This is a genomic window from Parapedobacter defluvii (assembly GCF_014642075.1).
In the GTDB taxonomy this organism is placed as follows: domain Bacteria; phylum Bacteroidota; class Bacteroidia; order Sphingobacteriales; family Sphingobacteriaceae; genus Parapedobacter; species Parapedobacter defluvii.
On the sequence record NZ_BMIK01000003.1, the window covers coordinates 294,596 to 320,521 of the forward strand.

At 47.9% G+C, this 25,926-nt stretch carries 22 protein-coding genes; 13 read left to right on the top strand and 9 right to left on the bottom strand.

The window, feature by feature from the left end; translation table 11 throughout:
* Positions 1 to 23: 23 nt before the first annotated feature.
* From IEX60_RS07620 to IEX60_RS07630, 3 genes are all read right to left on the bottom strand, one after another.
* Positions 24 to 1,331: a glycoside hydrolase family 99 protein gene (locus IEX60_RS07620; RefSeq protein WP_229717468.1), complete on the bottom strand. Its 1,308-nt coding sequence runs from the start codon at positions 1,329 to 1,331 to the stop codon at positions 24 to 26.
* A gap of 264 nt (positions 1,332 to 1,595) precedes the next feature.
* On the bottom strand, positions 1,596 to 2,876 hold the full coding sequence (locus IEX60_RS07625) for a Gfo/Idh/MocA family protein (RefSeq protein ID WP_188749126.1): 1,281 nt from the start codon (positions 2,874 to 2,876) through the stop codon (positions 1,596 to 1,598).
* A 416-nt stretch (positions 2,877 to 3,292) separates the two neighbouring features.
* Positions 3,293 to 5,143 carry a beta-N-acetylhexosaminidase gene (locus IEX60_RS07630; protein WP_229717469.1) on the bottom strand — a complete coding sequence of 617 codons (1,851 nt, stop codon included), beginning with the start codon at positions 5,141 to 5,143 and terminating at the stop codon, positions 3,293 to 3,295.
* Between the two features lie 159 nt (positions 5,144 to 5,302).
* Between IEX60_RS07630 and IEX60_RS07635 the strand changes: the two genes are divergently transcribed.
* The 3 genes from IEX60_RS07635 to IEX60_RS07645 are packed head-to-tail and all read left to right on the top strand — an operon-like array spanning position 5,303 to position 9,438.
* The gene (locus tag IEX60_RS07635) at positions 5,303 to 7,759 is read left to right on the top strand and encodes a TonB-dependent receptor (protein WP_188749128.1); all 2,457 of its coding nucleotides are present in this window, start codon (positions 5,303 to 5,305) and stop codon (positions 7,757 to 7,759) included.
* 9 nt (positions 7,760 to 7,768) lie between these two features.
* Positions 7,769 to 9,124 carry a PepSY-associated TM helix domain-containing protein gene (locus IEX60_RS07640; RefSeq protein WP_188749130.1) on the top strand — a complete coding sequence of 452 codons (1,356 nt, stop codon included), beginning with the start codon at positions 7,769 to 7,771 and terminating at the stop codon, positions 9,122 to 9,124.
* Between the two features lie 59 nt (positions 9,125 to 9,183).
* Complete coding sequence (locus IEX60_RS07645) at positions 9,184 to 9,438, top strand: hypothetical protein (RefSeq protein WP_188749132.1); 255 nt, start codon at positions 9,184 to 9,186, stop codon at positions 9,436 to 9,438.
* A 2-nt stretch (positions 9,439 to 9,440) separates the two neighbouring features.
* Here IEX60_RS07645 and IEX60_RS07650 read toward each other — a convergent pair whose 3' ends face one another.
* Both IEX60_RS07650 and IEX60_RS07655 read right to left on the bottom strand, forming a co-directional pair.
* Positions 9,441 to 10,085, bottom strand: a complete 645-nt coding sequence (locus IEX60_RS07650; RefSeq protein WP_188749134.1) for a beta/alpha barrel domain-containing protein — start codon at positions 10,083 to 10,085, stop codon at positions 9,441 to 9,443.
* A gap of 34 nt (positions 10,086 to 10,119) precedes the next feature.
* Entirely contained in the window at positions 10,120 to 11,112 is a 993-nt protein-coding gene (locus tag IEX60_RS07655) for a sugar kinase (RefSeq protein WP_188749136.1), read from the bottom strand.
* Between the two features lie 146 nt (positions 11,113 to 11,258).
* Here IEX60_RS07655 and IEX60_RS07660 point away from each other — a divergent pair, with 146 nt between their 5' ends.
* The 7 genes from IEX60_RS07660 to IEX60_RS07690 are packed head-to-tail and all read left to right on the top strand — an operon-like array spanning position 11,259 to position 16,384.
* Positions 11,259 to 11,693: an RrF2 family transcriptional regulator gene (locus tag IEX60_RS07660; RefSeq protein WP_188749138.1), complete on the top strand. Its 435-nt coding sequence runs from the start codon at positions 11,259 to 11,261 to the stop codon at positions 11,691 to 11,693.
* A 43-nt stretch (positions 11,694 to 11,736) separates the two neighbouring features.
* Positions 11,737 to 13,815: a cbb3-type cytochrome c oxidase subunit I gene (locus IEX60_RS07665; RefSeq protein WP_188749140.1), complete on the top strand. Its 2,079-nt coding sequence runs from the start codon at positions 11,737 to 11,739 to the stop codon at positions 13,813 to 13,815.
* Between the two features lie 10 nt (positions 13,816 to 13,825).
* On the top strand, positions 13,826 to 14,827 hold the full coding sequence (locus tag IEX60_RS25245; protein WP_188749143.1) for a cbb3-type cytochrome c oxidase subunit II: 1,002 nt from the start codon (positions 13,826 to 13,828) through the stop codon (positions 14,825 to 14,827).
* Positions 14,827 to 15,102 carry a hypothetical protein gene (locus IEX60_RS07675; protein ID WP_188749145.1) on the top strand — a complete coding sequence of 92 codons (276 nt, stop codon included), beginning with the start codon at positions 14,827 to 14,829 and terminating at the stop codon, positions 15,100 to 15,102. The genes IEX60_RS25245 and IEX60_RS07675 overlap by 1 nt, the downstream gene beginning before the upstream one ends.
* Positions 15,086 to 15,493 carry a cytochrome C gene (locus IEX60_RS07680; RefSeq protein ID WP_188749147.1) on the top strand — a complete coding sequence of 136 codons (408 nt, stop codon included), beginning with the start codon at positions 15,086 to 15,088 and terminating at the stop codon, positions 15,491 to 15,493. The genes IEX60_RS07675 and IEX60_RS07680 overlap by 17 nt, the downstream gene beginning before the upstream one ends.
* 22 nt (positions 15,494 to 15,515) lie before the next feature.
* A complete protein-coding gene (locus IEX60_RS07685) occupies positions 15,516 to 15,911 on the top strand; it encodes a group III truncated hemoglobin (RefSeq protein WP_188749149.1) in 396 nt (131 codons plus the stop codon).
* Complete coding sequence (locus tag IEX60_RS07690; RefSeq protein WP_229717471.1) at positions 15,908 to 16,384, top strand: hemerythrin domain-containing protein; 477 nt, start codon at positions 15,908 to 15,910, stop codon at positions 16,382 to 16,384. Before IEX60_RS07685 ends, IEX60_RS07690 begins: the two co-directional genes overlap by 4 nt.
* Here the strand turns inward: IEX60_RS07690 and mfd are convergent, their stop codons facing one another.
* From mfd to IEX60_RS07710, 4 genes are read right to left on the bottom strand one after another with little or no spacing between them, the layout of a single operon-like run.
* On the bottom strand, positions 16,385 to 19,717 hold the full coding sequence (gene mfd, locus IEX60_RS07695) for a transcription-repair coupling factor (protein ID WP_188749364.1): 3,333 nt from the start codon (positions 19,715 to 19,717) through the stop codon (positions 16,385 to 16,387).
* Between the two features lie 46 nt (positions 19,718 to 19,763).
* The gene (locus IEX60_RS07700) at positions 19,764 to 20,405 is read right to left on the bottom strand and encodes an outer membrane beta-barrel protein (RefSeq protein ID WP_188749151.1); all 642 of its coding nucleotides are present in this window, start codon (positions 20,403 to 20,405) and stop codon (positions 19,764 to 19,766) included.
* Between the two features lie 56 nt (positions 20,406 to 20,461).
* On the bottom strand, positions 20,462 to 21,448 hold the full coding sequence (locus tag IEX60_RS07705; RefSeq protein WP_188749153.1) for a Kelch repeat-containing protein: 987 nt from the start codon (positions 21,446 to 21,448) through the stop codon (positions 20,462 to 20,464).
* 6 nt (positions 21,449 to 21,454) lie between these two features.
* Positions 21,455 to 22,837, bottom strand: coding sequence for a DUF4270 family protein (locus IEX60_RS07710; protein ID WP_188749154.1), 1,383 nt, complete (start codon positions 22,835 to 22,837; stop codon positions 21,455 to 21,457).
* A gap of 122 nt (positions 22,838 to 22,959) precedes the next feature.
* Between IEX60_RS07710 and IEX60_RS07715 the strand changes: the two genes are divergently transcribed.
* The 3 genes from IEX60_RS07715 (at position 22,960) to IEX60_RS07725 (ending at position 25,916) form a co-directional block, all read left to right on the top strand.
* Complete coding sequence (locus IEX60_RS07715) at positions 22,960 to 24,537, top strand: sensor histidine kinase (RefSeq protein WP_188749156.1); 1,578 nt, start codon at positions 22,960 to 22,962, stop codon at positions 24,535 to 24,537.
* Positions 24,534 to 25,217 (top strand): response regulator transcription factor, encoded by a 684-nt coding sequence (locus tag IEX60_RS07720; RefSeq protein WP_188749158.1) that lies wholly within the window; start codon positions 24,534 to 24,536, stop codon positions 25,215 to 25,217. The genes IEX60_RS07715 and IEX60_RS07720 overlap by 4 nt, the downstream gene beginning before the upstream one ends.
* Positions 25,218 to 25,448: 231 nt before the next feature.
* Positions 25,449 to 25,916 carry a carboxymuconolactone decarboxylase family protein gene (locus IEX60_RS07725; protein WP_188749159.1) on the top strand — a complete coding sequence of 156 codons (468 nt, stop codon included), beginning with the start codon at positions 25,449 to 25,451 and terminating at the stop codon, positions 25,914 to 25,916.
* The last annotated feature ends 10 nt before the right edge of the window (positions 25,917 to 25,926 follow it).

A 25,926-nucleotide genomic window follows, 5' to 3' on the forward strand; every position in this document is an offset into this window, starting at 1 on the left:
TGTGTTATGAAGTTGATATGCTGTTAATTTACTCCTTCCGCCTTGCGCACGGGCAATTTTAGGGACAATGGCACTTCATTGCGCAGCACTTTGGCCGCTTCACCCGTCAACCAGAGATAATGATCGGAGGGCAATCCTTCCATACCCAAAAATGAGGTTGTCTGGCTAACCGGCGGCGTATCCGTCGTTTTGAAAATTGCAGTGGCTTCATTTACCTCGTCAAACATGGCTACGTACAGCATCGGTGCACCCAATCGTAATACGGTGGATATCTGCTGCCAATAGAATTTGCCACCCATGCGTGGAATGGAGCCGACAGGTTTGATATCATCCGGGAATTCGTATTTACTGAGATTATGCCAGCTGAAGCCCGGATAAACGCATGGAACATATTCAACACCGTTCTCTCTACACCATTTCATATCATCCAGGGTATTGTCCCGCAAACGGTCCATGTCGTTATGCAACAGCGGACTGTAACGCTGTACCGTCCAGGGCAACACAATATCTGCCATCCGGATCAGTTCGTGCAGGTATGGATCATTCAAACAGTCGGCGTTAAGCTGCCGGAACGCGGTGGGTACGCCGAGCATTACCGTACATCCCCCATATACGGGATCGTTCTTCAGAAAATCGATCAACCGCTCCAGTCCGATGTTCCGGATGTTATAAGGCCGGTCGGGGAAACCTACCCCCCAAATGGCAACTACCGGCTTTCCATTGTGATGCAGGTACGTTTTCTTGCCGGCTTGGTTGGTCACTTTTAATTCATCCACCAAATACTTCCAGTCGTCAATAATCGCGGAACAATCTTCTCCTTTTGCACGCAGGCCAGACAGGTCATACATCACCGCTATTGCACGATCATACGTGGAAGCCGCGTCAAAAGCGTTTTTCAAAATCGTTGCTGCCGCATTCGTCCGGTTTTCGGGCCTCGCATTGCTGAAAAACCGTTGCATGAATACCCCATCCACCCCATAGTCGTGCATCCACTTAAAATGGAGATCCACCGTACTTTGATCATACGAACTGAAAAACCGGGCGGACGCTCCATTCGGAAGTTTGAATGGAGTTGGGTAGGTTTTTTTATATTCGGATACATCCGGCCACATGTCGATACCTGTCCGATCTTCATTTCCATAACTATAGCCCTTGGCGCCCGATCCATCCCCTTCTGCCCGGAACCAGCCCTGGTAACCCGCCATAACAAGTCCCTTGTAAGAAGGGTAGGCAGTTTGGTCACTGTGCTTGGTCTGTGCCATGGCGGCGAATGCAGTGAAGTAAAACAAAGCGGCAAAAAGATAGCTTTTTAATTTTAATGGAAATATCATCGTCTACACGTTTATAATTAGTGCCGCTAAAATAGCCGCTCCCATTAAAAAAAGCTTAATAAAGCATTAACCACATTTAATTATCACTGCCAAAACACCATGACAACCATTTAATTCGTTACAAATGGATTTACACGAATCGGCACCTGTTTATTAAAATTCCCTTAATTCGCCCTCGGCAATCGGTTTTTTGGGAAAGGATACTTGCCCGAAGGGTAACATTCGCTTTACAAACCACCATCTCAGTAGCCGTCTGCGCTACAACTAAAAATCTGTAAAATCCCATGGTGCCCGGTATGGCCGTGACAGCATCAGGTTTGCGGCGGCATCATCAAACACTTCTTTTTTCGGATTCCACGTTACATCACGCTGCAATTCATACACAATATTCACTGCATTGCACACCGATGCGGTACGATGTCCAATTTCGACATCGGCTACGGGGCGGCTCCTTTTTTTGATGGCGTCTATCCAGTCCTGATAATGGTTATCGCTTTGGTAAAGCCGTTTGTCGGAAGGTTTGAGCGTTTGTTCAACGATCGTCTCCGGTGTCGATCGTAAAAAACTTCGCGACACTTCGATGGTTCCCTCTGTACCAATAAATTGTATAGCATTTCCCGGGCCCCAAAGTTTATGGTGTACCGTTACGCCGTTAGCGTAACGAAACGAGGCACCCTCCTCTGCCAATGGATCCTGCGGTGCATGAAAGGAAACGGGCCCTGAATCATCCATCCCCAATGCCCATTGGACAATGTCAAACATGTGGGCACCCCAGTCGGTAATGAAACCACCGCCAAAACCATGATAATTCCGCCAGCCCGCCCAATCCTTATCGTTTTCGATGGGGGGCGCTAATACAGGATGATAGCCGCGATAAAGCGACGGCCCGATCCACCTATTCCAGTCGAGCTCACCGGGTATGGGTTGCGAAGGAAGGTCGCATTGCCGAACTGGCCCTCCAACAGACACATTGATTTCCTTAATATCACCAATATAGCCATTTGTTATCAATTCACAGGCGTGGCGAAAGGGCTTCCAGGAGCGCTGCATACTGCCCGTCTGTAAGACACGCTTGTACTTTCTCACTGCATTGACCATCGCCCGGCCTTCGGCAATCGTCAATGCCAAAGGCTTTTCGCAATACATATCTTTGCCCATTTTGGCGGCATCAATGCAGATTTGCGCATGCCAGTGGTCCGGTGTAGCCACTACTACCGCATCAATATCCTTTCGCTCCAACAATTCACGGTATTGGGCGTAGCCCGCCACTTGCGTTGCTACCTTCTTTGTGTTGGCTGCTGTGGCACGTTCCATAAAGCGGGCTTGCTTTTTTGAGTCCACATCGCTTACTGCCAATACGATTGTTTCCGGACAATCATTGATGCTGCCCAATAGTCCAAGTGCTTGTTTGCCAACACCGATATAACCCAGCGTTATGCGGTCACTCGGAGCAAGAAATCCTTTTCCTCCCAACACATGCCTCGGTAATACGGTAAAGGCAGCGGCACCCAATGCCATGTTTTTGATAAATGTTTTTCTTTCCATTATTCTGTTACTCTATGTATACAAAGTGGTTAAGCGTATGCCGATTGCGTCTATAATCAATAGCCGTAAAGATAACATTTATCGTTAAAAAATAGGGGAAGCGAATAACCCAAATTCATGGGTTCACACCCATCCCTTTGCGTAATCAAAACATACACAAAAACTACCTATCACACTAAAATAAGGCAGCTAAAATTTTGATTTTACTTTTAGTTTATTCGGTTAATTACCGGATAAACTCCGAACGAACTCCGAATGAAATACGATTTAATACCAAGTAAATAAGGGGGTATGTGTAAGGGATTGCTAACCCAATCCATTGCCTTTACAAGAATAAGGGCGGTTAAAATTTATGTATGGGCGTAGCTTTTAGGTGCTCATGAGCTCTTTTATTTGGTCAAAACTGTATTCAATTGTCATTCGGTTTCTCCGAAATGCACCATCGAGCGTATACTCACTGGACTAACCCGTTTGCCATTTTTAAAAGTAGCCGCCCGTACTGTGGTGTATTGGGGTACCTCAAAGGCACCTTCATAGCTTGGCGACTTCGCCGACGGTTCGGTACCATCCAGGGTGTAATGGATTTCCGGTTGGTAGCTGTCCGTTTTCAACGTAACGGTTGATTTCTTACCCACCGTATCGTCAGTCACCTCAAAATAGACCTGGTATGCGCTTTGTGCATAGTTGATCCCCATTTGTTCATACCGTGTGTACTGGGTCTCCAATCGCCGGGTGAAGTCAACCCAATCTTTACGATCGGGGGTGCTCCATCCAATCTCCGCTACGGCGGCACCCCGGGGATATGTCATGTAATCCACTTTCTCCGGAGCATGTATGTACTCGCACCAAATATTGCCCTGAACACCTAGGATAAATTCACGTTCTTTGCCAACCAGCTCTTCGGGTATGGGTTCAAACGAATAGACCTTACGCAAAGGCAGGAATCCACCGATGCCGCTAGGTTCTAAATAAGGTTCCCCCTGGAAATAGTCAAGATACATATAGGTTGTGGGCGTCATCACCACCGGATGATGCATCCGGGCTGCCTCGATTCCGCCCTCGGTGCCCCGCCATGACATCACTGCCGCATTGGGCGCAAGCCCTCCTTCCAGTATCTCATCCCACCCGATGATGCGTTTGCCTTTGCTGTTTAAAAATTTTTCAATACGGGTAATGAAGTAGCTTTGCAATTCGTGCTCATCCTTTAATCCTTCGTCCTTAATTCGTTTCTGGCAATGCGGGCAAGCTTCCCAACGATCTTTAGGCGCTTCGTCGCCGCCAATGTGGATGATCTCACTCGGGAAAAGTTCAGCAACTTCCCCCAACACACCTTCTAAGAAAGTGAATACTTCCTCTTTGCCCGCACAATAAATGTCTTTTTGAATAGCCCACTGTTCGGGGATTTCAAAAGGCCCACCGGTGCAAGACAATTCGGGGTAGGCCACCAGTGCAGACAGCACGTGTCCGGGGAGCTCGATTTCAGGAACCACCGTAACATACCTCGATTGTGCATACGCAACCACTTCTTTTACTTGTTCCTGCGTATAAAAACCCCCATGTGGGTTGAGGTTGATGTATGATCCGCGCTGAAAATTGGTACTGGGCCGCCAAGCGCTTACATCGGTCAACTGTGGATACTTCTTGATTTCAATGCGCCACCCGTGATCTTCGACCAAATGCCAGTGAAATACGTTCATTTTGTGCATGGCAAGGTAATCGATGTATTTTTTGATATAATCCACCGAATAAAAATACCGGCCTACGTCCAGCATCAACCCGCGCCAGCCAAATCTGGGTTTGTCTGTAATCTCTACCGCAGGGATGGCAACTCCTGAATCAGTGGTTCGCTCAACCGGCAATAACTGATAAATAGACTGTATGGCATAAAACAGTCCGTTTGCCTTCCGCGCCTGCGCAATAATGCCTTTTTCACTTACAGAGAGGCGATAGCCTTCATCTCCTAGCAGCGTGTCGGAAACCAATTGCAGCACAATGGTCGCCGTCGTTCCGTTGTCCGCTCGCGACGGCACCAAGGATAAACGTGTGCCGGTTCGCTCAAACAGCCCTTGTACCAGCAATTCACCCAATGCCTTTAATTCTGTATTGCCATTATCCACTTGGATAAACGCCTTTTCGGTTAGTACGTAAGCACCTTGCTTTTGCTCCAACTGCAAAGGCTGTGGAATGATAGAAACTTCACTTTGCGCATATAGGTTTGTTGACAACAATAAAGCAACGGCGACAGCTAATCGGGTTAGTTTAATCATAATCAGTATATCTGTTGGACAAACATACTAAACCCCTCAGACAATAATCCGCGCAATCGATTGAGCGAATTTTAAAAAAAGTGATTCCTCTTCAATTAGTTTTGATTTTAACGATTATTTCTCTTAAAATTGCAGCTTATTTAAATTAAGTCCAAATATATGCAAAATAATTTACGGTTAATTCTTATTACTATACTTTGCATTTGGTATTCCTCCCAAAGTAATGCGCAAAGTAGTTCACTTTCCGGCAAGGTTGTGTCAATCTCGGATCATATACCGCTGCGGGGAGTTACTGTGCGGATAAACGAATTGTCCATTCAGCAGGTTACGAATGCAAACGGAAATTTTCAATTTAACAACTTGCCCATCGGACGTTATATACTCAGTTTTTCGATGGTAGGTTTTGAATCGAAGAAAATTGAAACGTCAATTCCTGTTTCAACGGATGATCTATTTTTAATTGAGTTGCAACCCAGTGAGACGGTGCTACAGACCGTGGAGATTCTCGGCCGAGATGAACAATCGTACAAAAACACCTCTTCATTCGTGGGTACCAAGACCGAAACTCCCATTAAGGATGATCCCCAAGCGATCAGCTATGTCACAAAAGAGCTTATAGACGATCAACAAGCTTTCAAGCCCAGCGATATCTTGAAAAACATCAGTAGTGTCAATACTTATTCCTATTATAACAACGACATTTCCATCCGTGGATTCCGTGCGGGCGGAGCATTGGTCAACGGACTTCGCAGCCCCACGAACAGTTGGTCTCAGACGTTGCTTGCCAATGTGGAACGTGTCGAAGTGGTCAAAGGCCCATCTTCTATTTTTTACGGCGACAGTGACCCGGGCGGAACGGTCAATACTGTAACTAAAAAACCGCTAGTGGAAAACCGGAAATCCGTTGACTTCTCCACAGGTAGCTATAACACGTTCCGACTCAAAAGCGATTTTACGGGTCCGATGAACGAACAGAAAACACTGCTTTACCGTTTGAACCTGGCCTACCAAAACGCAGAGTCATTCCGGGTATTGCAAGGTGGCGAAGATATGTTGATTGCTCCATCCTTTTCCTTCTTACCAAATGACCGTACTCGCGTCAATGTTGATTTTGTGTATTCCAAAGCCAAGTCTCGCTTAGACCGTGGGCAACCAATATTCGGTGGCTCAGCGGGTACCCAGCTTAACTCGACACCTATTTCCTTTGCCATTGCAAAGCAGAACGATTTCATGCACGAACTGAACATGAACTCGACGCTCTCCATCCAGCACAAGTTTTCAGATCATGTCTCCATCAATGCGTCGTATATGAAGGTGCTATACGATGAAGATCTGTTGGAACACCGTACCTCTAACAATTATGCAGTGGATGAAGCTGGTCAGGAAATCCCTACTCTGATGCAAATGCAAACTATCCGGCGAAAGCGCAAAAGCTTCAACGACAATATTTCTCTCTATTTAGTGAACCGTTTTAAAACCGGCCCGCTGGAACACCGCATGACGGCGGGATACGATTACATCCAGAACGTGGTGCCCATTGGCGGATCTACCTTCAATGCAGCAGGCTACCGCAATGCGGATAACACCGGGGTGATCAGTCGCTATAATAAAGACAAACCTGAACTTTACCTGATTGAAGATGGCATGCCCGTGCCAAACGTGCCGCACTTTGATCTCACCGATCCGGATTATTCGATCTCGGAAATTTCGTCTTATATCAACGATCCCAACTCGCAATCTGCAGCAAGGACTTTTCAACACGGTATTTTTTTCCAGGATCAGATCGCTTGGGGGCCGGTCAAGGCGGTCCTTGCACTTCGCCAAGGATACTACACCAATGTACGAGATTACAAACAGGACGATGAGAACTTGGTAAGACAACGGAAATTCATCCCACGAATCGGACTGGTATACACGCCGATCCAACCGGTCAGTATCTATGCCAACTATACGCAGGGATATCAGCCGCAGAGCGCAAACATCGTGGCTGATCCGGAGCGTTACGGCGGACCGTTCGAACCGATGACCAGCAAGTCTTTCGAGGGCGGCGTGAAAACTGAATTCTTCAATAAACTGCTAGCCATTAATACCGCAATTTATCATATTGAGAAAAATAATATTTTGATTGACGCCAATGATGATGTCAATCCCGATCTGCGTCGACAAATTGGGCAACAACGCTCTCGCGGCATCGAGTTGGATGTGAATGGGCAGATACTTTCGAATTTAAGTATAACAGCAAACGTCGCCATCAATAATACGGTTATCACCAAGAGCGACGATCCAGCGGAAGAAGGCAAACGCATGCCGAACGCCCCTAAACATAAGGGCGGCATTTGGGCGAAATATACCTTTAAGCTACCCGCGTTGAATGGGGTCGGAATTGCTGCGGGCGCAAACTACATCAGTGAACGGAATACGCAAAATGCAGCTCTTATCCTTCCTAGTTACGTAGTTGCCGATGCGGCACTGTATTACGCGTTTGATAAATTCCGGATTACGGCAAACCTAAACAATGTATTTAACAAAACCCATTGGGTAGGTGGATACGATTACAACAGGTTGTTCCCCGGTACACCCAGAAATTTCTTGGTAGGCGTAGGTTATACCTTTTAACTTTGTCTCATGGCCAAACAATCCGGCAAGGCTGAGCGCAATGGAAAGAAATGGTTCTGGCAGCTCCACCATTGGGTGGGGCTGTATACGGGCATTCTGATCGGAGTGCTTAGCCTTACCGGTGCCGTTGCTGTATTCATTCCTGAAATAGATGGACTAATCCAACGTTACCATTACAATGCCCTGTCATCGGCTCCATCTAATGGCTTACCGCAATTCAGTAAATCGATCGACTCCCTGACTCGTCAGTTTCCCGATTACCGATCGTGGTCAATCCGCTTGCCCCACAACCCGAGACATGCGGCGGTTTTAGATATGACCATCAGACCCAAAACCGGGAGGACCCAACGTATGGAGTTCTTCATCGATATAGGTAAAGATCGCGTGCTCGGCCATCGTAAGTGGCAAAATTCACTTGCAAACTACCTCCGTCAAATCCATGTACGGCTTTACGACGGTATTTGGGGACGTCAATTGGTAGGTATCGGCGGTATTGCACTGGCCTTTGTAGCCCTTACCGGGCTGCTTATTTATGGTAATTTTATGAAAAAGCAGGCTTGGCCGAACTTCCGAAAAACGTTAGATACACGCATACGGATGGCCGACTGGCATAAAATACTCGGGATGAGTGCTCTTGCTTTTAACCTCGTAATTGCACTTACAGGAGCATGGCTTGGTCTGCAGCCTTGGCTTGCACGATGGTTCGACATTTCTGCACCACGAAAGTATAAGTCCGAAATTCTGATGGAGGCAAAAGATGACAAGGAAATCGTTGTTGATTGGGATGTTGCTCTACGTGCCAGCCACGAGGCCTTTCCTGACCTCAAGCCACTGCAACTACTTGTCTCTTCAAATGGTGCAGGCACTATTACGCTGCGAGGTAACATTCCAGGCACCATATACGAACGCGACGTCAATATGATCGTTCTATCCAAAATAGATTATAAGCCGCTGTTCAAATACGATTTACGCGAACAACCGATCAGCCATCAACTTTATTATATACAGGAGGCGTTGCACTTTGGAGACTTCGGAGGATTACCGCTCAAAGTGTTGTATGCAATTCTTGGCCTTACAAGTGGATTTCTTTCTATCAGCGGCTTTGTCATCTTCTTGTTCAGACGAAAAAAGAAAATGCGAAAAACGGATAATCCATGGAAAGCTATCATCGTCTACACTTTGTTGACCATACTCTTCCTCTCTTTTATTGCATTTATCACCTTTACCATCGGATATAACCTTGCGTCAACCATCGCGGAAATCGTAATCAATACGTTGTTAATAGGTCTCATAAGCTATGCGTTGGTCCGCTTTTCCATCAAAAAATTCTCACAAAAACGACAGTTTACTTCAACAAGCAAGTAAACTTGTGGGAGTCGTAGACAAATACAAGTTTTGTCACCGTTGTAAACAAATAAACGCCGATGAAAAAAACCGCAAAACAATTTGATGTAACAGCCGAACATTACTACGTACCCGCCGCTTTATTTTTGCTTAATATCAATGTCGTTCACTTAATCTACGCGTATGCAACATTTCCCATGGAAAATCGGTGGGAGCAGCTGACACTGATTTCGTTCGCTGCAATAGCACTAACAGGTAGCATAGTGGCGAAAAACAAATTATGTTTATTGGGAGCGATGGCTTTCTATCTTTTCGTATTGATAGCTGCCTTTTAACTCTATCGTGCTGCTATCCAACCCATCAAGTCGTGAGCTCGGTCTGATAACCATTCGTAACCTGTGGCGCCTGCAGGTCTCGCGAACAACTTGGAACCCAATCCCACGGCACTCACACCGGCGTCAAACCATCCGGAAATGCTTTCCCTGGTCGGATTTACACCACCCGTTGGCATAAACCGCATGGCTGGAAATAGCGGTTTAATACCCTTTAGAAAACCGGTTCCCAATGTATCGCCCGGAAAGAGTTTGACCAGGGGAGCCCCAAGGTCTTCGGCTAGACTGATTTCCGTAGGTGTCATACAACCAGGGACCCACAGGATGTTTTTCTCGAGCGTCACCTCAGCAATTTCGGCCTTTACTACCGGGCTTACGATAAATTTTGCCCCCATTGCAATATAAGCCGAGGCCATCGCCGCGGTTTTAATCGTACCGATGCCCAACAAAAGGTCCGGCCAATTTTCTTTTTGGAATGACAGCAACTGGGCGAAGTTCTTCGGCGCTTTATTGCCCCGGTTTACAAATTCAAAAACCCGGATGCCCCCCTGATAACAAGCATTTACCACCTCCGTACAGGTTTGGATATCATCGTCATAATACACCGGAAGGACCGGATAGTTGAGAATATGTTTGAGTGTATTTTCCATTTGTATTTAAGATATGAGATTTCCGGACTTCTCCCTACAAATCCCCGTTGCCGAAGTCGCCTTTGACAAAAAGTTTCTTGAAACCCGCAGCGGTCGCCGTATCGATCACTTTCTGGCCCTCCTTTCCATCCACCAATGCATAAATCAAGCCAGCCATGAAGGCATCGCCGCTGCCAATGCGATCAATTACACGATCTGTTTCATTTATAGACGATATAAAATCAGCTTCCCGTGTATGGTAGGTGCCGTACAGTAAATTATGCGTAGCGGTATCCATAAACCGGAACGTATAAGCGATGTGTTGACATTGTGGCAAGAGATCGAATATTTCCTGAGCAGATTCCTTGGCATGTTCAAAATATATGTCTGCCGCAGTGTCCCTTCCAAGCGTGTCCAATACAGACGTACCAAGCATCTTATTGGCTGCCCAGATATTGCCCATTACCACATTGCAGTATTGAAGCAAAGCAGGCATTACCTCGATGGGATTCTTCCCATAGTTCCAAAGCCGGTTACGGTAATTGAGATCGACCGATACAACCAATCCCTTTGCATTTGCCACGGTCAATGCTTCCCGGCAAACTTCTGCGAGGGATTCACTCAAAGCCGGGGTGAGTGCACTCCAATGAAACCAGGTATAACCGTCCAATACACGATCCCAATCGATCATGCCGGGTTTTAATTGACTAAAAGCCGAGTATTTCCGGTCATATACCACCTCCCCCTTACTAAGTCCATTCGCCGAGAGTAGGAAGTACAAACCCAGTCGGTCGCCTTCCAGCAACGAGGATGACACATCCACTCCGAGGCTTGTCAACGTAGACAGAATCTGTGAAGTTAGGTCATTATCAGGAATGCGGCTCAGGTAGCTGCACGGAATCCCCCACTGCCCCAATGAGGCCGCCACATTAGCTTCTGAACCACCCGGAAAAACAACCACCTGACCATCTTCTCCTAAAAACGATTCGCCGGATGAACTCAGCCGCAAGAGCAATTCGCCAAATGATAATATTTTATGTTTAGTCATGGTTGGCTAAAATACCATTTTAAGTACGAGATACGAAATTTAGGTACGAAATACGAGGTACGAAGTTAGCCAACCTATTAATTAAAATAAAAGAGTTTTTTGTCTTTTATATAAAAACAGTTACCTTTGTACCATACTAAAACTGGATGTTTTCGAAAACCTGCGAATATGCGATACGGGCAGTAATGTTCATCACACGCGAAACCAAAGACGGTAGGCGCGTGGGAGTCAAGGAAATCGCGGAGGGCATTGATTCGCCGGTATATTTTATCGCAAAGATTTTGCAGGAACTGAGTAAACGGGGAATTGTCCAGTCACTGAAAGGTCCTACGGGAGGTTTTTTTATGGATGGAAATTCATTGAACCATACTGTGGCCGACGTGGTGATGGCCATCGATGGCGATAAATTGTTCCACGGGTGCATTCTCGGGTTAAGCGAGTGCTCGGAGAAGCAACCTTGTCCGCTACATGCAGAGTTTAAGAAAATCCGGAAAGAACTACGTGAATTGCTCACACAAACCAAGCTGGGAGAGCTGCAGGACAAATTTGACGTCGCCACATTTTACCTGAGCAGGCGGTAATTTTTTTAGATTAATAAAAGACAAAAAGGTATTAAAATCGTTTATGGAAGAGGTGTCTAACATTTATTCGCTGCAACTTGGCTGGCAAGAAGTGATCATGGTCTCGTTTATTGCATTGCTTCTCACCTTGCTGGGTGTATTGTTATCGCTGTATCACCGGGTTTTGAACATCCGGAATACCACATACGGCGGGCCTGATTTGCGTATCAAACGGCATATCGAGCAGCTCAGTAGCGAGCAACTGGATACGTTATTACAGTATAAAAAATACAGAATAGCGAAGCGGAAAGTATCATCGGTATCGAAAAAAGCCGTTATGTCCATCGTTGCGCTCTCCGCCTGCTTACCTCTCTTTGCCCAAGAAACTACGGCAACTGGCATCGACTGGGGGAATGCAGGCATCGTCATCACCATTATACTGATCCTTATCCCGGTACTGTGCGGTCTCGTGTTGATGGTCGTCAAAATCCGGCGTACCTTATCCCGCTATCAACAGCGCCAGAATGACGCAATGGCGAATGAACTGGCACAATACCTTGGTGGGCTATCGGACCCGGAAGTGCTCGATAACCTGGAGGAGCGAAAAGCCGCACTCGAATATGGATTGACACACACCGAACTAGCGGGTAACATCCAGGTACATGACAGGCGCGGTTTGATTGCATCCACGCGCAGCGATGTCAATCTTCCCATCGCCGCATTAAAGAAACGTGCAGTGCGGCGCCCCAACATCGACAGCCGATTAGCCAAACTGGTGTTATGGTACATCGGTACGGCAGCATTCTGGCTGCTGTTTGGCACTTCGGTAGGTCAATACCTCGGTATCAAATTTGTCGCACCGGATGTAGACCAAATCAGTTGGCTGAGTTTTGGTCGCCTACGGCCGGTGCATACCAATGCGGTATTCTGGGGCTGGGCGTCACTGGGCATGCTGGGGTTGGGGCACTATATCGTCCCCCGTGTAAGCAATGTACCGTTGGCTAGCCTCCGGTATGGTTGGTATTCGCTCATCCTGATCAATGCTACCGTACTTGTCGGCACCATCAGCCTAATGGCCGGCATCAACAACGGAGGTGGTGAATACCGCGAATACATTTGGCCCATCATGCTGCCCTTTGCGGTAGCATTGGCGCTTACACTGGTTAATTTCCTGAAAACCATTGCACGCCGGAAAACCGCGGAAATCTATATTTCCAATTGGTATATGGTCTCTGCCATCATCTTCACCATCGTCATTGCGCTGGTTGCCTACCTCCCGTTTTGGCAGAACGGGCTTGGAGAGATCATTGCACAGGGCTATTATATGCATCAGGGCGTAGGGATGTGGTTTATGCTTTTCACACTGGGTGTAGTTTATTATTTTTTGCCCCAACAGCTCAATAAACCCATCTATTCCTACAGCCTCGGTATACTGGCCTTCTGGACACAGATTCTATTTTATACGCTCATTGGAACACACCACTTTATCTTTAGTGCGATACCCTGGTGGTTGCAAACCGTGGCCATCGTGGGCAGTGCCGGGATGGCTATCCCCGTGATCGCGGGTACCACCAATTTCTTGCTCACCTTCCGCGGAGCCTGGTACAAAGTAAAGGATAGTTATACGCTTCCCTTTTTCCTCGCCGGTGTCATCTTTTATTTCACCGGATCTATGCAGGGCACTGCAGAGGCATTTCGCTACACAAATCTCGTGTGGCATTTTACGGACTTTACGGTTGCCCACTCGCACTTAACCATGTATGGCATCATCTCATTTCTGCTGTGGGGCAGCATATATGCCGTTGTCCCCCGCCTGACCGGCCAGGAACCCCCACAGCTAACTGTGGGAGCACACTTCTGGTTTGCACTGATCGGCCTGCTGTTCTATACGGTTCCGCTGATGTATGGCAGTACGTTGAAAGGCCTCCTATGGATGGAAGGAAAACCATTTATCGACAGCGTAGTCCTTATGGCTCCCTACTGGCTTTGGCGGGCTATCGGGGGAAGCCTCATGTGGCTCTCGCATCTTCTGTTTGCATACAACCTCTATAAGATGTTCCGCACAGGGCCGCGGTCCAACATTGTAGAAGCAGCTTTAGCAAAATTAACGAACGACACAGCTCCAACTGCAGAGACAAGGTAAACACAGACACATGGAATTCTTCAACAATCATACAAAACTTTTCACCACTGCTTTTTTATTCTTTTTGGTACTGACATTGTTTGTGGTCATTATCCCGGCCATCAGTAACCAACAGAACAATGCGCCATTGCCCAATGCGGTACCGCTCAGCGAGGATGCCCGGAAAGGCAAGGAGCTATTTATTGCCAATGGCTGCGTGGCATGTCACACGCAACAAGTGCGCAACATCGATATGGACAGCCGTTGGGGTAAACGGCCGGGTATCGCAGCCGACTATGCAGACATGAAACGCATGGACGTATGGCGCAATACCGCTACCTTGGCCGGGACCGAACGTACGGGGCCTGACCTAACCGATGTTGGAAACCGGCAGCCTAGTCTTGACTGGAACCTTGTGCACCTCTACAACCCGCGCATTGTCGTCAAAGAGTCCGTGATGCCAGCTTACCCCTGGCTCTTCGAACGAAAAGCCATGCCAGCGGATAGCGACGTAGTAGTCAATGTGCCCGAAGCTTTCCTTGGGGGCAAGCCGGGAAAAGTGGTTGCCGGGCAGGAAGCCCTGCAATTGGTGGCCTACCTGCAATCGCTCAAACAGGCAGAACTACCGGGCGAGAGCCGCGCTCCCGAGTTCTTATATAAAAAAGTGGTCAAGTCAACGGAAGAATCCGGCGGCTCTGAGAGCGGGGCAAACGGGGCACTGCTGTATACCAACAATTGCCAGGCGTGCCATCAAGCCGATGGACAGGGGCTGCCCGGTGCATTCCCCCCACTGGCCAACAGTGAAGTGGTAAACGGAGATGACCTGTCTCTGTATATAGACATTATCATGAACGGCTACGATGCCCGGCCGGAATATGGCGCCATGCCGGGCGTGGGAACCATGATGGGTTTCACGGCAGACGAAGTGGCAGCGATCATCAACCACGAACGCACCAGTTGGGGCAATCAAGGTAAAGAAGTAACGGCAGAAGAAGTACAGGAAATCATCAATATGCTGGAGGCAGAGAAATAATGAAAGCAATTTTAGTTCTATTCACGTTGGTATTGTCTGCCCTCAGCGGCATAGCATGCCCGGTATGCGAACGGCAGCAGCCCAACGTGCTGCGGGGAATATCACACGGTACGGGACCGGCAAGTGATTGGGATTATATCATCATTTGGACGATGGTGGTTATTGTCGTCTTCACTTTGTACTTTTCCATCAAAATGTTGGTCAAGCCGGGCGAAAAAACCGGCAGCCATATCAAACGGATCATATTAAATTTGGAAGATGGCACCGAAAAGTAAAATTATCATCTATATCGACGACGAACCGGATCCGATTGCGGCTTTCGAAGCTCCGGTCAATTTTGAGCTGGATACGCGTAAGTTGGTCGACGGAGAGCACCTACTCACCATTGTGAGTAAAGATCCATCGGGCAAAGAAGGAATCCGCAAAATTCCCTTTGAGGTACGGAATGGCCCTGCCATCAGTATCGAAGGGATCCGGGAAAATGCAGTGGTAGATGGCGTACTCCCCTTAATGATCAATGCCTATGGTAAGGGCGATCAAAAGGAATTTATCATTTCGGGCAGTGAAACACCCCAAAGTATACCTGCCTGGGTTTGGATTCTCATCATTGGCTTTGTAGGTTGGGCCCTATTTTACCTGGTCCGGTATTTCTCACTGCCCCTATAACACGCTGTCACGATAATAGGCTATGGATACAAAGAAAGACATTGCAACAATAGACGACATCCGCTTACTGGTAGATACCTTTTACGGCAACGTCAGAAAGGACCCGTTGATCGGGCCTATCTTCAATGGCGTGATCGGCAACCGATGGCCGGAGCATCTCGAAAAAATGTACCGCTTCTGGCAGACCGTCCTGTTTGATGAACATACCTATTTCGGAAGCCCCTTCACCCCGCATGCACAACTACCGGTAGACCGGCAGCATTTCGATACCTGGCTGGGCCTTTGGCACGGTACCATTGACCAATTCTTCATTGGAGAAAGAGCTGCCGAGGCGAAATGGCGTGGTGAAAAAATGGCCGGCATGTTCCTCACAAAAATCGAATACTACCAAAGCCGTTCTTCAACTCCACTGTTATGAATACATCAATGAACGCCAATAAACCGTTAAAGCGGAGTCCGCACCTGAAAGCGATCAGCCGCGATCATCACCACGGACTACTCGTATGCTGGAAAATCCGGGAGGGATTTAAACGCAATATAGCCATTGAACGCATCAAGCGTTATACCGACTGGTTCTGGAAGACACAGCTTGCCGATCATTTCGAGGTAGAAGAAATTTATATTTTCCCCGTTTTGGGAAATGATCACGAACTGGTGAAGCGGGCGCTTACCGAGCATCGGCGGCTGAAACGGCTGTTCGAGCAGGAAACCGAGGCTTGGCGAACATTGAACCTCATCGAGGAAGAGCTGGATAGCCACATCCGCTTCGAAGAGCGGATACTATTTAACGAGGTGCAGCGGGTGGCCACCGAGCCGCAACTAGCGGCAATTGCAAAACACCACCGGCATCCAACGCAGTGCGAAAATTGGGACGATCTTTTTTGGGAGTGATTACGCTGCCATGTCACTCAATATACGGATGGCCTGTCCGATGTCGGGAACCTGTTCAAAGGCGATACGCAGCGAACCTTTTACTTCTTTAAGGTTGCAGATAGTTGGGTTTTGCTGCACAAATTGGAGTACCTTTCCAAAACGGTCACTTTCGAAATAACCGGGGTTAGTTGCGAAATAACCTCTCAGTATGTTTTTCTTGAAAGAAATTTTTTCAAAACCGATTTCTTTGCCCAGCCATTGTAGCCGCAGGGTGTTGAGCAACTCTTCCACCGGATACGGCACCGGCCCGAAACGGTCCCGCAACGACTGCTTGAATGCATTCAGCTCCGACTCGTTTTCCAGCTTGGCAATTTCATTGTAGAGATTATAGCGCTCAGCCACATTCGTGACGTATTCATCCGGAATAAGTACTTCCAAATCCGTATCAATCTGAGTAAAAGGAACGAAATCCCGTGGTTTCACATCTTTGAAGAGATCTGAAAACTCATCGTCTTTCAATTCCTGTATAGCCTCATCCAGGATTTTATGATACATCTCGAAGCCAATCTCTGCGATAAAACCGCTCTGCTCCGCTCCCAACAGGTTACCGCTGCCCCGGATATCAAGGTCGCGCATGGCAACATTGAATCCACTCCCCAATTCCGAAAACTCCTCGATGGCACTGAGCCGCTTGTACGCCTCCGAGGTAAGTGTGGAAAGCGGCGGACTGAGCAGGTAACAGAACGCTTTTTTATTGGTACGCCCCACACGGCCCCGCATCTGGTGCAGGTCGCTGAGACCGAACATATGAGCATGGTTGATGATGATTGTATTGGCATTGGGAATGTCCAACCCCGCCTCGATAATGGTAGTAGCCACCAGCACATCGTACTCGTGGTTGATGAATTTAAGCATCACATCTTCGAGCGCATCGCCTTCCAGTTGCCCGTGGGCTACCCCTACCCGGGCATGCGGCACCAGCTTCTTGATGAGAACTCCCAATTGCGGCAGGTCGGCCACCCGGTTGTGTATAAAAAACACCTGACCGCTGCGGTCAATTTCATACGTCACCGCTTCCTGTATCAACGTCTCGTTGAACACATGGAGCTCCGTTTGTACCGGCTGGCGGTTTGGCGGCGGCGTGTTGATGATACTCAGGTCGCGTGCCCCCATCAACGAGAAATGCAACGTCCGCGGAATGGGTGTCGCGGTCAGCGTCAGCGCATCCACATTGGCCCGGATCTGCTTAAGTTTCTCCTTCACGCCCACGCCGAATTTCTGCTCTTCATCCACGATCATCAAGCCGAGGTCCTTGAATTTGACATCCTTGCTCACCAAACGGTGCGTACCGATGATGACATCCAGCTTACCTTCGGCCAGGCGCGCCAGGGTATCTTTGATTTCCTTGGTGGTTTTGAAGCGGTTGATATAGTCGATCGTACACGGGAAGCCTTTAAGCCGTTCAGAAAACGTGCGGTAATGCTGCATGGCCAGAATGGTTGTCGGCACCAGCACGGCTACCTGCTTACTATCGGCCACCGCTTTGAATGCCGCCCGGATGGCAACCTCCGTCTTACCAAAGCCCACATCTCCGCACACCAGCCGATCCATTGGATGAGGCGATTCCATGTCGCGTTTGACATCCAGTGTCGCTTTTTCCTGATCGGGCGTATCTTCGTAAATAAAAGAAGCCTCCAGCTCGGTTTGCAGGTAGGTATCCGGACTGTATGCGTTACCCGTCTGTGCTTTTCGCTGGGCATAAAGCTTGATCAGGTCCCGTGCAATGTCCTTAACTTTTTTTTTAGTGTTTTTTTTTAGTTTGTCCCAGGTGTCAGTACCCAATTTATTCATCCTGGGAACCACACCCTCTTTGCCGCTATATTTGGAAATACGGTTAAGCGAATTGATGTTTACATACAGGAGATCGTTGTCGGCGTATACCAACCGGATCATTTCCTGCATCTTGCCATTGACCTCCACTTTTTCCAGTCCGGCATACTTGCCAATACCGTGGTCGATGTGTGTGATGTAGTCGCCAGGCTTCAGTTCCCGCAGTTCCTTGAGCGTAATAGCCTGCGAGCGTTCGTAACCTTTTTTGCGTTTGTATTTATAATACCGGTCAAAAACCTGATGGTCCGTATAACAGGCTACTCCCAATTCAACCTCCACAAATCCTTCACGCAGGCCAATATGGATCGGAGTAAATGTAACCGATTTATCCAAATCGTCCAGAATGGTGAGGAGCCGCTCAATCTGCTTGGGTGAATCGCTGAAAATGCAGTTGTGAATATGCGCCTTCTCGTTTTCTTTAAAGTTATGGATCAGCAAGCTGAAGTCCTTATTAAAAGAAGGTTGCGGACGCTGCTCGAATGAAATGGACTCCGTGGCCTGGTAAAAAAACTGCTTGCCGAATTCGACCACGGCGAAGTCATGCAGCATCGCGGCAAGATTCTTTTCATCCACAAAACTATACCGCGGATCGATCCATTCCGGATTCTGATGTTTATCGGCGTCAGGAAGCGCCTTCCATAGCTCTCCTGCCTTTTTATAGCCTTTTCCCACCACATCCAGCGTAAACTGCACATCTTCAAACCAAATGGCAGAATCCGCCGAAATATACTCCAATAACGAAATATTGCCTTCTGTCAGGAATTTAGCCTGCACATTGGGCACAATTGTTACGGTGTGTATTTTACTTACCGACAACTGGCTTTCGATGTCGAAGGTACGGATGCTTTCGATGTCGTTACCAAAAAATTCAATCCGGTAAGGAAGATCGTTTGAAAACGAAAAAATGTCCACAATACCGCCACGGATGGCATATTGGCCGGGTTCGTAAACGAAGTCTACACGCTCAAACTCATATTCCTGCAAGAACTCATTGATGAAGTCGATATCAAGGTTGCTGCTTTGGGTAATTTCAAGCGTATTTTTCTGTAAATCGTTCCGATTAATTACTTTTTCTGCCAACGCCTCCGGATAGGTAACCACCATTTTAGGCAGTTCGGTGGTGTGGTTGAGGGCACTGAGGGTTTCCGCACGTTGCAAAACATGTGCACTGTCGGTCTGCGTGAAATCAAATGCTTTGCGATAAGACGCCGGGAAAAAAAGCACCTGCTTATCCAATAGACCTTCCAGGTCGCTCAGGAAATAAGAGGCATCTTCGTGCGTAGGTAGTACAAATATCATTGGCCGTTCCTGCAACTGATAGCATGCCACAGCTACCATCGCATCGGCCGACCCCATCAATCCACGAAGCTGAATTTTCGGATTTTTGCCTTGCAAAGCCTTCGCGAGAGCGGTTACCCTTCCACTTTCGCGGTAATTCAATAAGATATCGTCTATGCCCACCGTGTAAAAAACGGTGCAAAGATACGTAAAAATTGCCAAATTATAGCTAAAACCGATAGCCGATTGACAGGGAATATGCCCCGTTCCGTTGATCATACGAAGCCCTGGCAGGCGCGATATTCCGTATGCCGGCCAGGTAATTGAATGATATCGCATATCCCTGCTTGGTTTGGTATCCAATCCCCATACTAAATCCGTAGTCTGTGGATTGCTGCGTCCCTCCGTCGCCGAAGCTAAAGTCCCTGCTGGCCGATCCATCGTAAGAACTACTTAGGTAATTCTTACCATAAAGACCATATCCAAAGTAGCCTCCTGCTTTCACGAATACATGGCTCGAATCGTTGAAGGGTACCTTGCCCACAACCGATAGCGGAACCTGCAACCAATAGGTATGCTGGGTGACTTCACGGGAACCGAACTCCGATTTTTCCAGTGCAGCGCCAAGCCCCACAATGGAAAGTCCCGTTTCAACACCCACGTATTTAGTGGGGAAAACCGTAACCAAAGCGGCCAATTGACCATTGACCGTCGGCGAAGCCTCCCGGCTAACGCCACTGCTGATGTCGCTTAGGAAATACCGGGGAAACGTAACTCCCGCATATACACTGTAATCCGTCGTCCATTGCTGAGCTTTTGAGGAACAGACGGTGCCAACAAGTGCAAAATAGATAAGCCAATATCTTTTCATGATAAAATAATTATTCTTAGTAGTCTCATGGAACCTGCACATTTGTCAACGGTAACTTACCACGGAACCGGGATGAACCGCCACATATCGTCAAAAGGCACCGTGCCACTGCGACCTGTAACCACATAAGCGGCCCCGTCGTGTACAAAGGTTACGGCCTGCTGTCGATAGGAACCCGAGAACAACTGGTGTTCCTCCCAATAGTCTCCAGATGGCACATAACGCCACGTGGTACCGGTAGCCGAGCCGTTATAGCTGGTGATTCCGCCACTGATAAAAGCGGTGCCATCCAAAACAAAAGCCGCAGGATTCAGCCTTGTAAGATTGTATGTATAATCATCGTCGCGGCCCGACAGTGGTTCCTTTTCCGTCCATGTGCTACCGTCAAACGTATAAAAGGAAGTGACATTTTGATTGTTATTGGTGCCACCGCCCAGGTATGCCAGTCCATTCAGCACAAATACGAACGAAAAAGACCGTTTAACGGGCGTACTATTTACCTTTGTCCACTGTCGCGTATCGGGCTGGTAGCTATAGAAATCGTTGTAATCCTGCGCGTCACTATCACGGCCGGTCCCTACGTACCCTTGGTCATTCAGTGTAAAAGCAACTGCTCCATAACGTGCTTCCCCCATAAAGTCGGCTATCCGGGTCCAAGCATCCTGAGCGGGATCATATTCATAGAAGTCTTTGAACATGACCGTCGAATTGGTACCAAGGCCCACATACCCTTTGCCATTGGCTACAAACGCTACCGCATTGTTGCGTGCTTCACCCGGAAAATCAGCCATCCGCGTCCACGTCTGTTGCGAAGGATTGTAGCGCCAGGTATCGGTAAACCGATTGGAATTTGTTCCATACCCCGTTGTTACATACGTATAGTCGCCAATGGTAAAACCGGCGGCGCCACTGCGCGGCAGGCCCTCGAAATCAGCCACCCGCACCCATTCGTCCGGATCATCTTCACTGTCGTCCGAGCAAGCACCCGCCGTCACCAATACGACCGCCAACAACAGCAGTTTAGTTAACCATGTTTTTTTCATTTTGTCTTAGAATTTTACGTATATTAAGTGTAATTTAATTGCTGGTTTATTCCCTTGGGCCGCAATGGCTAGCCGGTTTACAGTTGCCATTAAATCAGTCGTTGGGATGGTAAGCAGAAGGCTTTCACGCTCACTGGATGTACTGTTGCGCATTTCACTGATGTATTCCGTGAGATCAAATACATATTTCCCGTTGCCTGCTCCCCCCGCCTGACCCGGTGCCTGATAGGAAGCTGTTTGAGTGGTGGCAGTATAGCTGGTCGTCAACAAGGAAGTCGGGGTGCCGTATTGATTCGCTACCATCATGATCAAGCTTGCCGGTGGTGGATACAATGCGTACATCGGCTGATCTGTTTCGATAATTAACTGTGCCTTGCTGATGGCGATATTTGCGCTGTTGACAAATTGGCGGGCCGTGGGAAACCGCAGACGGGTCACAATTCCCGAAGTGCCCTGAATAAACGTGCGATGAAGCGTGGCCGACTCGGGCAGTTGATTGTTTTGATCGGAAAGGTTTTCCAACACACTACCTTGCCGATCCGATACTACGTGGTTGTATTGATAATCCGTTGATCCGATGGTAAACTTCAGGGTATCCGACGCACGCATTCCATCAGACTGTCGCTCGTACGAATAATGAAGATTTAAGGCTAACGAATCACGGAGGCCCACAACGCATCGATTATCACCCTTTGGCACCAAGACCATCCCCTTAAAGAAATCGGCAAAATCTTCGGCGTTTGTTAAGCGCGTATCGTTATTTAAGGCCATATCAAACAGCGTACGACCGAGCCCATCGTCCAGTCTGATTTTTACCGTATCTGTCGTAGAATGCGGTTTTGGCGAAAAGGAGGCACTTCCCAACGGGGCCTGATCAAATGCAAATTGCTGATCGCTCCACAACGTTTCCCCGGACACAAAGACCGGGTACTCATCATCTTCCAGTGCAATGGGCAATTCAGATCGTTCCAGATCTTCAGAAAGCCGATGAAGCGTCAGTTGAAGTTGTGCGGTTGTATCGCCATAGTAGTAACCATTGTAAAACAGCTTTAAGGACAATGAGTCAAAAACGGCATCCGTCGGCAAGCCCGACAAACTCAACCCGCTGTTGGAAATTCTGAAATAAGACGAAAGGTGTATCTCGCCCAATGCTTCGTCTTTGAGACTTCCAACCAACAGCGAGCCCGTACCTGCCGTGGGCAGTGGGTCGAGCAAAAAGGTATTGGCTTCTACCGTCAGTGTATCGACAATTTCTACTCCCAGATCGTCAATCCCTTCGTTGTCTAGCCGGATACCTTCTCCCTGCTTACAGGCAACGGCAACTATTGTCGCAAAAAACAACACAAAGAGACTGAGTTTATTAAACCAATTGCTTTTATATGGGTCCATTAACTATGAATAAAATCCGTCACAAAACTGCCGATATCGAGTGTTAATGAATGTTACAATTTGTTAAATATGGTTAATGCATACTTCCATCAAATCCCCTGTGTTTTACATTTGGCCTGAAAATGGAAGATAAACTTAGACTCATATTGATCCTCATCGTGGCCGCCGGTGCGGGTATTGTGATCGTGCTCGGCTCCTGGCTGTATGGCAGCTACAACCAACGGATGGAATTATTTTTGGCCATAGCGGAGCGTACATTGTTTGATGCAATCCAGGAAACGATCCAACAGCAGGAAGATGCGGGCACCCGATCGTTCAAACAAGCCCGTCGGACACAACCGATAAAGTTCATGGCCGGAGTTGCAATGGGCCCAGCCCATACGCAAAGGCTGGTCTCCAGCATTACAAAAGCTTTTCCAAATGTCCATCCGGATTCGCTGGCATTCGTATTGGACAGTTTTCAGCAACACGAACATGACAGCTTTTTCAAAACGCGAAGAAAGCTGCTGTCCTCGCTGCCCGAACCAACCCGGCCTGGCCGGGGATTAAGACTGGCTGTAAACCTTGAACCGGGCGACAGACCGCGGCAATTGCTACCTAATTTTCTGTTCGGACAGGCACCATTGGATAGCACCGCGTTGCTCCGTATCGAGGAAAAGTTCGCTCAGGGGTTAGCAAACAACGGCATACGCACTGACTTTACGCTGAGTATCGCAAAAGCTCCGTCACACTTAGCTGAGATGCTACCCGGAGACAGCACCACACTTACACCCGCGGCACTAGGTCTCCCCTTCCCGGACAGCATTTCAGGGAAGGGACTGGCCATCCGCCCCATATTGGTTGACCCCGAAAACGGCGGGTTCATTTCCGTTTCTTTTAATCACCCTTGGCAGTATCTTTTGTACAATCTCAGCTGGCACCTGATCATTTCAGTCACGTTAGTCGCGACAATCATCGGCTGCTTTGTCTACCTCTTCCACACCATATTCAAGCAAAATAAATTGGCAGTGCTCCGGAAAACATTTGTAAACAATATGACGCACGAGTTCAGGACACCGATCGCCACGGTTTCCGCCGCGGTGCAGGCATTGCAAAGCTATGCCGACACGGAAGATGAAAAACGCCGTGACCACTACCTATCCATTTCGAAGGAAGAGCTGGACCACCTCTCTTCCATGATTGACAACGTGCTGCAGGTAGCGGAAGGCGAGCACCACACAATCAAGCTTCAATGCCGCCATTATAGTCTCATTGACCTTATCAGGAGATGCATTGCAAATGCAGAGATCAACACGGGGCCTAAACATGTGGATTTTCAGTTCATTCCCACCCATAACATAGAAGCGCTTTATGGCGATCCAGAACACATGAAAAACGTGGTCACTAATCTATTGGACAACGCGGTAAAATATGGTGCCACGCAAATAACTGTCGTGGTGCAGCCGTCAAAAGGGGGGAAGTTCGTGAAACTACAGGTACACGATAACGGCATAGGCATACCAAGTGCCTATCAACACCAGATTTTCAAACCTTTCTTTCGGGTACCGCGCAGCAACACCGATACAACGAAAGGATTCGGCCTGGGATTATCTTACGTCAAACAAGTTATCCTGCGACATGGGGGGACCATTACGCTCGATAGCACGCCGGGTGAAGGCAGCATATTCACACTATCCATTCCAAAAAATGCCAACGCATGATCGATGTACTATTTGTGGAAGATGAAGCAAAGCTGGCCCTGATTATCACGGAAAGCCTCCAAACCCTGCATTTCAGGGTAAGGCATTGCGCCAATGGTGCACAGGCATGGCATTCTTTTCTGCTGTCAAAACCGGATATTGTCGTGTTGGATGTTATGATGCCTGAAATAGACGGCTATACCTTAGCTTCCAAAATCCGTGAGCACGACAGCACGATCCCCATGATTTTCCTCACCGCACGTACCGCCACGGAAGATGTACTTAAAGGATTCCGGTCTGGCGGTAACGATTACCTGAAAAAACCATTTAACATCGATGAGCTCATTGCCCGGATGGAATCGCTGCTCAGGCTCAGCAACCGGTACAATCCCGGCGAACAGTTAATCATCGGCAACTACCTACTAGACAATGTCAAACATACCCTGCACATTGATGACCGCTGCATTCAGTTGTCTTACCGTGAAAGTGAGCTGCTTAAACGGCTTTTCGAGCATCGAAACAACGTCATTCACCGGCAGGAAATCCTCTTTGAATTTTGGAACAACGACCGCTTTTTTACCGGGCGAAGCCTGGACGTATTTATCAGCCGGCTACGGAAGTACCTTAAGGAAGATCCCAATATCAAAATCATCAATGTACGCGGCGTAGGGTATAAAATGCTGATTATAAAGCCTTCCTGAAATGATTTTTTAACGAACATAGCGTACAATCTACTCTCAATTTTCTCAATAAGAACGGTAAAACAAATTAAGAAATTAGGGATGACTACAGAAATTAAGCATCATTTTATAGTTTATATATTGTCTTTTTATCGTCTTAAAGACGATAAAAGACGCTTAAATTAGGGGGTTGACTTTGAAAATATGGCTACCTTTACTTCATATGTCAGTAGAAGAATCGATTCAAAAACTATGAATGAACGAATTGCTTATCACGATTATCCGGCAGGATTGCTGGATGGCATGCGCAAAACGCAGGATTTTATCGAAAACTCGGGCTTGGACCTGGGACTGCTCGAACTCCTGTATATGCGTGTTTCCCAAATCAACAGCTGTGCCTATTGTATGGACATGCATTATAAAAAGGGACTTCACTACGGCGAAACTCCCCTTCGGCTCATCTCCGTTTCGGCATGGCGGGAAACCCCCTATTATTCAGAGGCTGAACAAGCTGTTTTGGAATTTGCGGAGACCATGACGCACATGCCCGCCGAGGTGCACACCGATGGGCTACACGATAGACTACGGAAACATTTCACCCAGCAGGAAATTGCTGTTCTTTCGCTGGCCGTTGCGCAGATCAATTCATGGAATAGGCTGATGCGTTCCTTTGGAGCGGTGCCGGGGAATTTCGAGGTGGTCGCGAATTCCTCCAAGTGACACAGATTAC

Coding starts and splice junctions, on each gene's coding strand:
- IEX60_RS07640 (WP_188749130.1), top strand. CDS start 7,769: ATGGCCAAACAATCCGGCAAGGCTGAGCGCAATGGAAAGAAATGGTTC.
- IEX60_RS07690 (WP_229717471.1), top strand. CDS start 15,908: ATGAATACATCAATGAACGCCAATAAACCGTTAAAGCGGAGTCCGCAC.
- IEX60_RS07650 (WP_188749134.1), bottom strand. CDS start 10,085: ATGGAAAATACACTCAAACATATTCTCAACTATCCGGTCCTTCCGGTG.
- IEX60_RS07715 (WP_188749156.1), top strand. CDS start 22,960: ATGGAAGATAAACTTAGACTCATATTGATCCTCATCGTGGCCGCCGGT.
- IEX60_RS07705 (WP_188749153.1), bottom strand. CDS start 21,448: ATGAAAAAAACATGGTTAACTAAACTGCTGTTGTTGGCGGTCGTATTG.
- IEX60_RS07665 (WP_188749140.1), top strand. CDS start 11,737: ATGGAAGAGGTGTCTAACATTTATTCGCTGCAACTTGGCTGGCAAGAA.
- IEX60_RS07655 (WP_188749136.1), bottom strand. CDS start 11,112: ATGACTAAACATAAAATATTATCATTTGGCGAATTGCTCTTGCGGCTG.
- IEX60_RS07725 (WP_188749159.1), top strand. CDS start 25,449: ATGAATGAACGAATTGCTTATCACGATTATCCGGCAGGATTGCTGGAT.
- IEX60_RS07620 (WP_229717468.1), bottom strand. CDS start 1,331: ATGATATTTCCATTAAAATTAAAAAGCTATCTTTTTGCCGCTTTGTTT.
- IEX60_RS07635 (WP_188749128.1), top strand. CDS start 5,303: ATGCAAAATAATTTACGGTTAATTCTTATTACTATACTTTGCATTTGG.
- IEX60_RS07700 (WP_188749151.1), bottom strand. CDS start 20,405: ATGAAAAGATATTGGCTTATCTATTTTGCACTTGTTGGCACCGTCTGT.
- IEX60_RS07675 (WP_188749145.1), top strand. CDS start 14,827: ATGAAAGCAATTTTAGTTCTATTCACGTTGGTATTGTCTGCCCTCAGC.
- IEX60_RS07710 (WP_188749154.1), bottom strand. CDS start 22,837: ATGGACCCATATAAAAGCAATTGGTTTAATAAACTCAGTCTCTTTGTG.
- IEX60_RS07630 (WP_229717469.1), bottom strand. CDS start 5,143: ATGATTAAACTAACCCGATTAGCTGTCGCCGTTGCTTTATTGTTGTCA.
- IEX60_RS07625 (WP_188749126.1), bottom strand. CDS start 2,876: ATGGAAAGAAAAACATTTATCAAAAACATGGCATTGGGTGCCGCTGCC.
- IEX60_RS07720 (WP_188749158.1), top strand. CDS start 24,534: ATGATCGATGTACTATTTGTGGAAGATGAAGCAAAGCTGGCCCTGATT.
- IEX60_RS07660 (WP_188749138.1), top strand. CDS start 11,259: ATGTTTTCGAAAACCTGCGAATATGCGATACGGGCAGTAATGTTCATC.
- IEX60_RS07645 (WP_188749132.1), top strand. CDS start 9,184: ATGAAAAAAACCGCAAAACAATTTGATGTAACAGCCGAACATTACTAC.
- IEX60_RS25245 (WP_188749143.1), top strand. CDS start 13,826: ATGGAATTCTTCAACAATCATACAAAACTTTTCACCACTGCTTTTTTA.
- IEX60_RS07685 (WP_188749149.1), top strand. CDS start 15,516: ATGGATACAAAGAAAGACATTGCAACAATAGACGACATCCGCTTACTG.
- IEX60_RS07680 (WP_188749147.1), top strand. CDS start 15,086: ATGGCACCGAAAAGTAAAATTATCATCTATATCGACGACGAACCGGAT.